Source organism: uncultured Thermomonas sp., from assembly GCF_937872235.1.
Taxonomy (GTDB): Bacteria; Pseudomonadota; Gammaproteobacteria; order Xanthomonadales; family Xanthomonadaceae; genus Thermomonas; species Thermomonas beijingensis.
Map to the genome: position 1 here is coordinate 1 of NZ_CALMPC010000079.1, position 10,299 is coordinate 10,299.

Sequence of the window (10,299 nt, forward strand, 5' to 3'; positions counted from 1 at the left end):
CCGCAAGCAGCAGGAAACCGCCTGGAAGAACACCGAGGTGGACGCGCTGTACCAGCTGCGCGATGCCGGTGTGCGCGTGCCGGAGCCGTTCGGCTACTTCCACGGCGTGCTGGTGATGGAACTGGTGGTGGACGCCGACGGCCATTCCGCACCTCGGCTGGGCGAGGTGGAACTGTCGCCGGAGATGGCCCGCGGTTTCCACCGCTTCCTGGTCCGGCAGGTGGTGAAGATGCTCTGCGTCGGCCTGATCCACGGCGATTTGTCGGAATACAACGTACTGGTGGGCCCCGACGGCCCCGTGATCATCGATTTCCCGCAGGTGGTCAGCGCCGCCGGCAACAATGCATCGCGCAGCATGCTGCTGCGCGATGTCAACAACCTTACCGCCAGTTTGGGTGCGTGGGCGCCGGAGCTGCTGGATACATGGTACGGCGAAGAGATGTGGGCGTTGTACGAGGCCGGTGAATTGCACCCGGACACCGAATTGACCGGTACGTTCGTGCACGACACCACCAAGCCAGACCTGGAGGGGGTGCGGCATGCCATCAACGATGCGCGTGAAGAAGCCCTAATTCGCCAACAAGGCCGCGAAGCGGCGGCCGAGATGGACTGATGTCCGCTGGCGTAGCCAGATGAGGTTGAAATCGAACACGCACAAGCCCCCCCTGCATACGAGGACGCAACAGGCATGACAACAGCACCAGCAGCATCGACAACAACTTGGGCAGGCAAGGCATTTGCAGCGATTGCCTTGATCGAAGCCTTCACCTGGGCCGGCCTGTTGGCAGGCATGTATTTGAAGTACGGCAGCGGCAGCACGGATCTGGGCGTGTGGTTGTTTGGCCGCCTGCATGGGCTGGCCTTTATCGGTTATGTGGTGGTTGCCCTTGTTGCCGGGACACAATTGCGCTGGCCGCTGTGGGCGCTGCTGTTGGCCTTGTTCGCGGCGATACCCCCGTTGTTCACGCTGCCGTTGGAGTTGTGGTATCGCAAGCGCGGCTTGCTGGCGCCGCGGTCGGCATAGACCAGCGGCAAAGCATCACACCCATGCCGCCAGGGAGACCACCAGTTCCGCTTGGAAGCCCTTGGTCGAGGCCAACGGAATGCTGAATTGGGTTGCAGATGCCATGTTGACGCTGGCGGCATGGCTGCCGAGGCTGGCCAATGCCGTGGCCGATTTTTTATCGGTGGCCCAATGATCACCGGTTAGCACATAGCGCAACGCCCACTGGCCGTTGTCCTCGCGTTTGGCAAACAACACCACGGTATCGCGGAACAGGTATTCGCCCGGGATATGCTGTTTCAGGAACAGTACACCATCGATTTCATAACCGGCATTCAACACTGCCAGGTCGATTGAAAACGCGACTTCACTGCCCGCCAGAATTTTCGAGCTGTCCAGGAACACGGAAAACAGGGTTGGCGAGCGCGCATCCGGCATCAGGTTGCCAGCAGCATCAAACAGCTCGTCATACTGGCGGCGTACCGCGCTTTCCTGTGCCTTGTTGCGCGCCGTCAGTTCGTAGGTGTAGGCCCCGCGTGGGGCAACCGTAGTCTCGATGTAGTAGGCGGTTTGGATGTGCTTGCCTTGTTTGCGCGCACGTTCGACCTCCGGTGGAAAGGGCAGGGCTTTGAACTGCAACCGGCCAGTGGCAGCCATGTCCCCGAAGAGGAAGCGCACCAGATTCTGGTAGCCCTCCTCGGAATTGACAATGCCGAAAAATCCGCTGTGGCTGCGGTTGACGAATGCGCGCGGACAACCCGCCACATACGCATTCTCGATTTTCACCAAGCCATCGCTCATTTGTCCTACCGCCATCGACGACAGGCCATGTGCCACGGCGTAGTCGCGGCTATTGGTGCCGATCAGGCAAAACAGCCGCGCCGCGGGGAAGCCTGAATTGCCCAGCGTGTTGACCTGATCGGGCGCGGTCTGCAAATACTCGGCCATGCGCGGGCGGCTGAAGTTGTCCATGTCATTCATCGACAAGAAGCTGGGCACATTCATTCCGCCCAATTCGATGCCGTTATGCGGCGTGGCATAGGTGAACACCTTGTCCACCAGGCCACGAATTTCAGCGCTGGCCACGTCCTGGTTTTGCAACAGGCAACGGCAAATCAACCCGCCCATCGAGTGTGCAACCAGATACACCTTGAACGCTTTGCGCGCCTCGGTATCGTCGCCACATACGCTGTCACGCAAACGTGCAATGCGTTGCCCCAGCGCCGCGGCAGCTTCCGGGATGGACGGAGTCTTGCCATTGCCAAATGCAGGGTCGGCCTCATCGTAATAGCGGTGGATGACCAAGCTACGCGCCGGCAGCTTGTCGGCTTGTTCGGCACCGGCGGCATAGACGTCGCGGTAGTTGTAGTCCTTCATCAATCGCACCAACGGCGATTCGAAGACAAACTTGACGATGCTGCCATCCTGCGCCTGCCGCACCTTGGTCGAACCAGCCTCGAACCCCATATATGGCGTCGAGGTGGTCTGCACGATTTCATCGCGCGTCATCGCGTAACCGCGCACGTAGATGATCGGAAAAAACGGGCGTTCAAGCTTGGCCATGACGGGCATCCATGCATGCGGTGAGGGTTGCGATCGACCTTGCAATGCCATTGGCGAGGCATTGCAAGGCCTGCATTGTCGGCAGGTCAGCCCTGACTGCGAAACTCCTCCACGAAATAGCCCCAGCAATCAGCGGTTTTCTTGGCAATGGCGGGGGTACGGGCGGCGGTGACTTCGCACATGGGCACGCCATAAGCATCGTCATCGGTGTTCAGGAACAGATGCGTGCACTCATGCACCATGGTCTGGAATTTACTGTCTGCCGGGCGTTTGAATGGCCGATAGAGTGGCGATGAATTCCAGCTCAAATTGAGAATGATGCGGAAATTCTGACCTTCGGCCTGGCTCATCGGTTTCTGCCCATCGGTGAAATCCTGCCAGCCATCCAACGGCATTTTTGCCGCCGCAAATTCGCCACCACAGCGCTTTTGCAGCTTCGAAAAATGCACGTCGATGGGCTTGACATTGATCATGCTGGCCAGCATCGACAACTTCGGCCCCAGCTCACTCATCCATTGGTTGCTGTCATCCCCGAACCATTTCTTGCTTTCAGCGCGTCCACCGCCTTGCTGGATCTTCATGGCAGCACCACGCAAGGTTCCAATGATGGTGGGCTGCAGATTTATCAAGATTTGTTGATCGGCCGGGCCAAGTCCAGAACAGTTGAATCCCATCGGTGTACTCCTTAAATGTCGGGGGAATCGGCATGCATCCGCTGGACCGATACCGGTCGCTGCGATTGCGGGGCGCAAGTCCGGAACTCCGGAATGCATTGCCGTACCGGGGTTAACGCAGGCATCGGTGGCGAGCGGACAGCGATGGCTTCGTGAATGGGGAGTCGTTGCGGCACCCGGCATTGCGCCAGCAGCGGGTGGGCGGGTGAACCTGCGTGAATTTGTCCCAAATCAAGACTTGCCAGCCGGCAACTGCTTACGCTGGCGCACTCGCCAGTCTCGAGTGTTCGTTCATGCCGCAATCACTCCTTGCCAGCCGCTTGCTGGCGCTGTTGGACCTCACCAGTTTGGGGGAGGACGATAGTCCGATCAGGATTCGCGCCCTGTGTGCATCGGCGTGCACACCGTATGGCCAGCCTGCGGCGGTGTGCGTGTACCCCGAGCACGTCACCAGTGCGCGTGAAGCATTGGCCGGGACACCGATCAAGATTGCCAGCGTGGTGAACTTTCCGGAAGGTGGCGATGACCCGCAGCGGGTGCATCGGGAAACCCGTCGTGCGGTTGCGGCTGGTGCCGATGAAATCGACATGGTATTGGCGTGGCGGGCGTTGAGGGCAGGCGATGCCGCGCGTGCCAAAGCGGGTGTGGAGGCCTGCCGGCAAGCCTGCGGAACCGGCATCACCTTGAAATTGATTTTGGAAACCGGCGAGTTGGCCAGCCCTGCATTGATCCGCGATGCAAGCGCGATCGGGTTGGATGCAGGGGTGGATTTCCTCAAAACATCCACCGGCAAAGTGCCAGTCAATGCCACGTTGCCGGCAGCCACATTGATGCTGGATGCGATTGCCGAGCGTGGCGGGCAGTGTGGCCTCAAGGTTGCCGGGGGGATTCGCACGCTGGGCGAAGCGCAGCAGTATTTGGCGTTGGTCGATGCCAAACTGGGATCGGCTTGGGCAGCTCCGATGCGCTTTCGGATCGGTGCCAGTGCGTTGTTTGATGCCATCGTGGCAGAGTTGGGGCACTGAGCATGGCGCGTGCGATTTGGCTGGTACTGGATTCGCTGGGGATTGGCCATGCCCCGGATGCGGATGCATACGGCGACGCAGGTGCCGATACTTTCGGGCATATCGCAGCGGCGTGTGCGGCGGCACCGCGTGGGCCGTTGCAGCTGCCTAATCTCACACGGTTGGGCTTGCCAGCGGCGCATGCCTTGGCTGGCGGGCAGGTGGCTGCGGTGTTTGCTGCAGCGCCTGCACCGGTCGCGCTGTGGGGCTGCATGGCCGAGCAGGCCTGCGGCAAGGACACGCCGTCGGGGCATTGGGAAAGCGCGGGCGTGGTGTTGGATCGCCCATTCGGTGTGTTTGATGCGCCGCAAAACAGCTTCCCGCCCGAGTTGTTGGCGGCATTGGTGGACGCTGCGCAACTGCCCGGCGTGTTGGGCAACTGCCACGCGTCGGGTACTGAAATTCTTGATCGACTGGGGGCCGAACACATCGCCACCGGCAAGCCAATTGTGTACACATCGGCCGATTCGGTGTTTCAAATTGCAGCGCACGAGCAGGGTTTCGGCTTACAGCGGCTGCTGACGCTATGTGAATTGGCGCGCGCCCTGCTGGCGCCGTACAACATAGGGCGTGTCATTGCCCGTCCGTTTATCGGCGCTGCCGCAACCGGTTTCCAGCGCACCGGCAACCGCCGTGACTATGCACTACCTCCGCCGGCACCCACGCTGTTGGATGCCGTGCGTGCCGCAGGCGGCGAGGTGATTGCGGTCGGCAAAATCTCGGATATTTTTGCGGCGCAAGGGGTTGGCCGTAGCGTGCATGCCAGTGGTCATGATGCATTGTTTGATGCCACCCTTGACGCGTTGACGCAAGCGGGCGATGGGGCATTGATTGCCACCAATTTCGTCGACTTCGATAGCGTGTACGGGCATCGCCGCGATGTTTTTGGCTATGCCGCCGCGCTGGAGCACTTCGATGCGCGTCTGCCGCAATTACTCGAGCACCTGCGCGCCGATGACCTGTTGCTGCTCAGTGCCGACCACGGCTGCGATCCCACATGGCCGGGCAGTGATCACACCCGCGAGCAAGTACCGCTGCTGGCGTATAGCCCCGGGCTGGCTCCGCGTGCACTTGGCAAGCGGTCGAGTTTTGCCGATTTGGGCCAAGGCATTGCCACCCATCTGGGCTTGCCGGCGTTATCGGCAGGCCGCTGTTTCTTGACAAGTCAAGCCGCATGACAACCCTGCACATCGAAGCCGAACCCGGCACCATCGCCGACACCGTATTGCTGCCTGGCGATCCGCTGCGCGCCCGCTTTCTTGCTGGCGCCTTGCTTGCTGCACCTCATCAAATCAATGCGCGGCGCAACATGCTGGGCTACACCGGCCAATACAATGGGCAGCGCGTGACCATCCTGGGGGGTGGCATGGGGATCCCCTCCACGGCCATCTACGTCACCGAGCTCGCCCGCGGTTTTGGGGTACGCACCATCATTCGCGTGGGCACTTGCGGCGGCATTGGTGATGTTGCGGTCGGCGATGTGTTGTTGGCGCAATCGGGCAGCACGGATTCTCGTTTCAACCGCATGCAGTTTGGCGGCCATGATCTTTCGGCATGTGCCGATTTCGGGCTGCTGCAACGTGCCGTGCAGGCGGGTCAAGCGCAAGGCTTGTCCGTGCGTGTCGCCAATGTATTCAGTACCGATTGCTTTTACGACGGGGATCCGGAAATACTGAGACTGCTGCACAAGCACCGGATCTGCGGCATCGAAATGGAAACCGCCGGCCTGTACGGCCTGGCAATGCGGGAGGGCTTCCAAGCGCTGGCCATCCTCGCCGTCAGCGATCACCTGGAGACGGGCGCAACCATGCCGGCCATCGAACGTGAACAGGGCTTGGTACGCATTGCGAAATTGGCGTTGGCCAGCGCTATTCAATAGGCGCCAGGCGCAGGTTGCCCGATATGGACTACACGTGTTATTTGCGCACGGCAAGCACGCCATCCAACGCCAGTTCGGCGCGGAAGCCGGCGATCTGCAAGCGGCGTGCCACTTCGCGGGGCACGTCACGGCCGGAGGTCAGTTTGTTGGGGCTACCGGTGTAGTGGAATAATCGCCCACCGCGTTTGAGTACGCGAGCCAGTTGGTCGTAGAACGCTTGTGAATAAAGCTCGCCTGCGATGCCAAATCGCGGCGGATCATGCAGTACGGCATCAAAGCTGGCATCAGGCATTCGGGTAATCGCCTCAGCTGCATCGGCATGGGTCAAGTGCAATCGGTCATCGCTGTGGTCGGGGTCAGGTGACCACGGGTTAAGCGTGCGCAGCCACAGCACATCCTCGTTCTTTTCGAAGGATTGCATGCGGGCAACACCGGCATCCAGGCAGCAACGCGCGAAATAACCCAGCCCACCGCAGGTATCCAGCACGACTTTGCCTGCAGGTTGCACCAGCGCTACTTTGCGGCGCGCATCATCCAGCGGCGATTCCTTTGCGGTGGGCAGCATCTTGATGCCGTCGATTTCGAATGTCGGCACATTCCATTCGGTAGGTACCAATTTGATCAACTTGCCGGCATAGCGCGAAATGGGGGCAAACGCTTCGCCATCGAAGTAGTAAAGCGTGCGTTCTTTTGGTTTGCCGGGGTAGGGCAGGTGTTGCCCACGCCATTGCCAGCCTTCGGCATCCAAAGCCACGGTTTCCACGCTTCGACCCAGATCAAACGAACCTTGCCAGCAGTTGTTGCCGGCATCACGCGACGCCAATAGGGCAGTCGCGATGGAGTGAGTGAGTAGCGGGGTTGGCAGGTGGCGCATATGCAAATGATACGGGGTGGTGGAGCACTTGCAGATGGATTCTTTGCTGGAAGCGTCGCGCTGGGCGTGACCCAAGGTCGATTCCACTGGACAATAGGGGCATCTGGATCTGCACCGAGAGCTTATGCGTGTCCTTCGTCTTGTTTTGATCGCCCTGATCGTGGCGGTCAGCACAATTGTTCATGTTCTTCCGTTGTTGCTGCTGGCATTGATCAAGGCCATGCTGCCATTGCCGCGCTTTCGCATTGCTTGCAACCCGCTGTTGAGCGGACTGGCCGAAAGCTGGATAGGGGTAAACAACTGGATGTGGACCCATCTCACCGATACCCGCCTGCAACTTTCCGGTGACAGCGGGTTTCACATGGGGGGGCACTATCTGGTGTTGGCCAATCACCAGAGCTGGGTGGACATTCTGACCTTGCAAAAAGCCTTCAACCGGCGCATTCCATTGCTGCGTTTTTTTCTGAAGCGGCAACTGTTTTGGGTGCCATTGCTGGGGCTGGCATGGTGGGCACTGGATTTCCCGTTCATGGGCCGCTACAGCCCCAAGCAAGTGGCCAGGAATCCGGCGCTGGCTGGCCGCGATATCGCTGCCACCCGGCGTGCGTGTGAGAAATTCAGTGCCATTCCGATTGCCATCATGAATTTTGTGGAAGGCACCCGGTTCACGTCCGACAAGCATGCCAAACAAGACTCACCGTATCAGCATCTGCTCAAACCCAAATCGGGTGGGGTGGCCTTCGTGCTGGATGCGATGGGGCAGGGCTTGCATGCCATCTTGGATGTCAGCATCGCCTATCCTGCGGGCAAACCCGCCCTGCTGGATCTGTTGATGAACCGGATTCCTGTCGTGCGGGTGGATGTGCGCCAGCGCGAGATTCCGCAGGAATTCATTGGCGGCGACTACCAGAACGATCGCGAATTCCGTGTGCGTTTCCAACGCTGGATGAATACCGTGTGGCAGGACAAAGATGCAAGGCTCGATCAATTGCTGGTTCAGTCTGCGACTTGATCGGTGTCAACCATTTCCGCGTGACATCGCTCATGATCGAAATATTCCACCTTGGAGATCACCGTATGAATGCCATTACACGTCCGCGCTACACCCCGGTATTGCGTCGCCTGCATTGGTTGACGGCGATTTTGATTGTCTTGGCCTACGTGCTGATTGAGCAGCGCGGCATCTTTCCTCGTGGTAGCGGTGGCCGTGTTGCGATGATGCAGGGGCATTTCTGGGTAGGCATCAGCATCTTCTTGCTGGTTTGGGTTCGGCTTGCCGCCCGCTTGCGCGGCGGTGCGCCGGCTATCACGCCGCCGCTGGACAAAATCACCGGCATGGCTTCGAAGTTGATGCATTTGGTGCTGTACGCATTTTTCATCGTGATGCCGCTGCTGGGTCTGGCCACGGTTTGGACCGATGGCAAAGAGATCATGATTCCGTTTACCAGCATCGTGCTGCCGGCCCTATTGCCGGAAAACGAAGAGCTGGCACACCAGCTGGAAGATTTGCACGGCACCATTGGTGAAGTGTTTTACTGGGTCATCGGTGCACACGTCCTGGCGGCACTTTGGCACCATTTTGGCCGTCATGACGACACCCTGAAGCGGATGCTGTGAGGGTAGGGCAAGCTTGACCTTGGTCAACTCACGGCAGTGGATGCGCGCGCACAATCTTCTGCGTACGCTGCATCGCGCGTGTTTGACGGGAAAACGACATGGAATATCGAGTGACGCTGGCCACGGCGGCCCCTGATCTTGCCGTGATTGACGATGCCATTCGGGAGGCAGATCCGGCCGCGTTGGTGGATCAAGACCCCACCGATGGCGCGCTGCGGGTAACCGCATGGATCAACGCCGAAGAGCTGGCAGCGGTGTTGGCACAGACGGGGATTACGGCTACCCGCGTGGAATTGCAGCCATCGGTTTGTTGTGGCGATTGCAGCGGCTGAGCATACTGGCGAACAGGGAAAATCCGATGCAGGATGAACCGCGGTTACGCGCTGACTTGTGTATCCGCGCCGCGTCCCTATACTGCAAGAGTCGGTGATAGCGACATTCCCGGGGGTGCACTGGCTTCGACGGGGGTAGCGAAATCGCACGGCGCATGCCGAGGGGGTAGCTTTCCTCGTAAATCCAGCTGCAAAACTCTAGTTGCCAACGACGACAACTACGCTCTGGCCGCTTAAGGCCTAGCCCCGAACCCACTTGTGCCTGTGCTCGTGGATGTAGGGTCATCATCACAGGATAGGTTCCGGCGGCGACCCGCCAACCGGATCCAAAATTTAGCGGGTGTGGATGACGGCGTGCTTCGCACGGTGTGTTGCCGGCATTCGAGACCAAACACCGCGCTAAGCATGTAGTGCCGGGCATGGAGCATCTTCGGACGGGGGTTCAATTCCCCCCACCTCCACCAATAACAAAACCCCAACCGTTCTCGGTTGGGGTTTTTTTTGCCTGATCGCGCCAGTTCCCGCGTGTTGTTGGGGGAGAAGCACTCCCTGAATGCCTCCTCGATGCTGTATTTGTGTTTCGATGCGGGCCATGAGCTGATTTCTTTGACTATTTCAATTGGGCAAAACGGTAGATCGATGGGTGAGGGCCTTGCGCTATGCGCTGATATCGCGTTGCTCGATCTTGAGCTTTTTGAACGCTTCGGCATTTGCCACGAATGCCCGTTGCAGCCCTTTACTGTTGCGCACGATATCGTTGATTGGGCCAGTGGCCTTGTCGAGCGCCTCTAAAACAACTTTCAGGTGCAGCGGATTAGCCATGGCACATCACCATGGCGCCCAGCAGTACGGTCAGGGCAAATAGCGCGGCTGCTTCGGCTTGCGGTTGTGCTCGGCTATCGCTGCGCGCAACCGGCGTTTGCGTTCGTGCTTTTCCCACCAAGCCGCATTGTTGCTCTGCTTTGTGGGCTTTGCGGATTGTGCCGCTGCCGGCCTCTGCTTGCGGGTTTTTCGCATCCATTCCGCAAGCTCGCGGGCTTGGCCATGCGTGGTCACGCTGCCATCGTCCCAGCGGATCAACACATCGCTGTCGGCGGGCGAAGGATGGCCATCCGCAAGCCAGCCAGCTGGGCAGATGGCGCGCACCAGCGTGGCGATGCCGCTGACCCCGAGTAAACAGACGGCGGCAACCCAGAGGCCAACCAGAAGTAGCAGGAGAATACCCATACCCCAATCCGACCATCACTCCGCCTCGCATCGTTCCCGTGCCCGCTCGCGCCATGCCATCAGCTC

At 59.6% G+C, this 10,299-nt stretch carries 13 protein-coding genes and 1 other RNA gene; 9 read left to right on the forward strand and 5 right to left on the reverse strand.

Going from position 1 to position 10,299, the window contains the following annotated elements; all coding sequences use genetic code 11:
* Window positions 1-613 (forward strand): RIO1 family regulatory kinase/ATPase (locus tag QWB57_RS06895; protein WP_288968909.1); only part of this gene is annotated, 613 nt, incomplete at its 5' end.
* Between the two features lie 75 nt (window positions 614-688).
* Complete coding sequence (locus QWB57_RS06900; protein WP_223629781.1) at window positions 689-1,024, forward strand: DUF3817 domain-containing protein; 336 nt, start codon at window positions 689-691, stop codon at window positions 1,022-1,024.
* Between the two features lie 15 nt (window positions 1,025-1,039).
* Here QWB57_RS06900 and QWB57_RS06905 read toward each other — a convergent pair whose 3' ends face one another.
* Together QWB57_RS06905 and QWB57_RS06910 are read right to left on the reverse strand one after the other, a co-directional pair.
* Complete coding sequence (locus tag QWB57_RS06905; RefSeq protein ID WP_223629782.1) at window positions 1,040-2,566, reverse strand: hypothetical protein; 1,527 nt, start codon at window positions 2,564-2,566, stop codon at window positions 1,040-1,042.
* An 86-nt stretch (window positions 2,567-2,652) separates the two neighbouring features.
* Window positions 2,653-3,147: a M35 family metallo-endopeptidase gene (locus QWB57_RS06910; RefSeq protein ID WP_223629783.1), complete on the reverse strand. Its 495-nt coding sequence runs from the start codon at window positions 3,145-3,147 to the stop codon at window positions 2,653-2,655.
* Between the two features lie 386 nt (window positions 3,148-3,533).
* Between QWB57_RS06910 and deoC the strand changes: the two genes are divergently transcribed.
* Genes deoC through deoD form a run of 3 tightly spaced genes read left to right on the forward strand, consistent with a single transcriptional unit; the run spans window position 3,534 to window position 6,183 of the window.
* Window positions 3,534-4,265: a deoxyribose-phosphate aldolase gene (gene deoC, locus QWB57_RS06915; protein ID WP_223629784.1), complete on the forward strand. Its 732-nt coding sequence runs from the start codon at window positions 3,534-3,536 to the stop codon at window positions 4,263-4,265.
* A gap of 2 nt (window positions 4,266-4,267) precedes the next feature.
* Window positions 4,268-5,482 (forward strand): phosphopentomutase, encoded by a 1,215-nt coding sequence (locus tag QWB57_RS06920; protein WP_288968911.1) that lies wholly within the window; start codon window positions 4,268-4,270, stop codon window positions 5,480-5,482.
* On the forward strand, window positions 5,479-6,183 hold the full coding sequence (deoD, locus tag QWB57_RS06925; protein WP_223629786.1) for a purine-nucleoside phosphorylase: 705 nt from the start codon (window positions 5,479-5,481) through the stop codon (window positions 6,181-6,183). Before QWB57_RS06920 ends, deoD begins: the two co-directional genes overlap by 4 nt.
* Window positions 6,184-6,220: 37 nt before the next feature.
* Here the strand turns inward: deoD and QWB57_RS06930 are convergent, their stop codons facing one another.
* Window positions 6,221-7,057 (reverse strand): MnmC family methyltransferase, encoded by an 837-nt coding sequence (locus QWB57_RS06930; RefSeq protein WP_288968912.1) that lies wholly within the window; start codon window positions 7,055-7,057, stop codon window positions 6,221-6,223.
* A gap of 124 nt (window positions 7,058-7,181) precedes the next feature.
* Between QWB57_RS06930 and QWB57_RS06935 the strand changes: the two genes are divergently transcribed.
* The 4 genes from QWB57_RS06935 (at window position 7,182) to ssrA (ending at window position 9,470) form a co-directional block, all read left to right on the forward strand.
* A complete protein-coding gene (locus tag QWB57_RS06935; protein WP_288968914.1) occupies window positions 7,182-8,069 on the forward strand; it encodes an acyltransferase in 888 nt (295 codons plus the stop codon).
* A 65-nt stretch (window positions 8,070-8,134) separates the two neighbouring features.
* The gene (locus QWB57_RS06940; RefSeq protein WP_288968916.1) at window positions 8,135-8,674 is read left to right on the forward strand and encodes a cytochrome b; all 540 of its coding nucleotides are present in this window, start codon (window positions 8,135-8,137) and stop codon (window positions 8,672-8,674) included.
* Window positions 8,675-8,772: 98 nt separating this feature from the next.
* Window positions 8,773-9,006, forward strand: coding sequence for a hypothetical protein (locus QWB57_RS06945; RefSeq protein ID WP_223629790.1), 234 nt, complete (start codon window positions 8,773-8,775; stop codon window positions 9,004-9,006).
* A gap of 111 nt (window positions 9,007-9,117) precedes the next feature.
* Window positions 9,118-9,470: a transfer-messenger RNA gene (gene ssrA / locus QWB57_RS06950) on the forward strand.
* A gap of 193 nt (window positions 9,471-9,663) precedes the next feature.
* Here the strand turns inward: ssrA and QWB57_RS06955 are convergent.
* Together QWB57_RS06955 and QWB57_RS06960 are read right to left on the reverse strand one after the other, a co-directional pair.
* Window positions 9,664-9,828, reverse strand: a complete 165-nt coding sequence (locus QWB57_RS06955; RefSeq protein WP_288968918.1) for a hypothetical protein — start codon at window positions 9,826-9,828, stop codon at window positions 9,664-9,666.
* Between the two features lie 30 nt (window positions 9,829-9,858).
* On the reverse strand, window positions 9,859-10,233 hold the full coding sequence (locus QWB57_RS06960; RefSeq protein WP_288968920.1) for a hypothetical protein: 375 nt from the start codon (window positions 10,231-10,233) through the stop codon (window positions 9,859-9,861).
* Window positions 10,234-10,299 lie beyond the last annotated feature (66 nt).

Bases quoted from the DNA above. Each gene is read 5' to 3' on its own strand.
- QWB57_RS06900 (WP_223629781.1), top strand. From the start codon at position 689: ATGACAACAGCACCAGCAGCATCGACAACAACTTGGGCAGGCAAGGCA.
- QWB57_RS06905 (WP_223629782.1), bottom strand. From the start codon at position 2,566: ATGGCCAAGCTTGAACGCCCGTTTTTTCCGATCATCTACGTGCGCGGT.
- QWB57_RS06910 (WP_223629783.1), bottom strand. From the start codon at position 3,147: ATGAAGATCCAGCAAGGCGGTGGACGCGCTGAAAGCAAGAAATGGTTC.
- deoC (WP_223629784.1), top strand. From the start codon at position 3,534: ATGCCGCAATCACTCCTTGCCAGCCGCTTGCTGGCGCTGTTGGACCTC.
- QWB57_RS06920 (WP_288968911.1), top strand. From the start codon at position 4,268: ATGGCGCGTGCGATTTGGCTGGTACTGGATTCGCTGGGGATTGGCCAT.
- deoD (WP_223629786.1), top strand. From the start codon at position 5,479: ATGACAACCCTGCACATCGAAGCCGAACCCGGCACCATCGCCGACACC.
- QWB57_RS06930 (WP_288968912.1), bottom strand. From the start codon at position 7,057: ATGCGCCACCTGCCAACCCCGCTACTCACTCACTCCATCGCGACTGCC.
- QWB57_RS06935 (WP_288968914.1), top strand. From the start codon at position 7,182: ATGCGTGTCCTTCGTCTTGTTTTGATCGCCCTGATCGTGGCGGTCAGC.
- QWB57_RS06940 (WP_288968916.1), top strand. From the start codon at position 8,135: ATGAATGCCATTACACGTCCGCGCTACACCCCGGTATTGCGTCGCCTG.
- QWB57_RS06945 (WP_223629790.1), top strand. From the start codon at position 8,773: ATGGAATATCGAGTGACGCTGGCCACGGCGGCCCCTGATCTTGCCGTG.
- QWB57_RS06955 (WP_288968918.1), bottom strand. From the start codon at position 9,828: ATGGCTAATCCGCTGCACCTGAAAGTTGTTTTAGAGGCGCTCGACAAG.
- QWB57_RS06960 (WP_288968920.1), bottom strand. From the start codon at position 10,233: ATGGGTATTCTCCTGCTACTTCTGGTTGGCCTCTGGGTTGCCGCCGTC.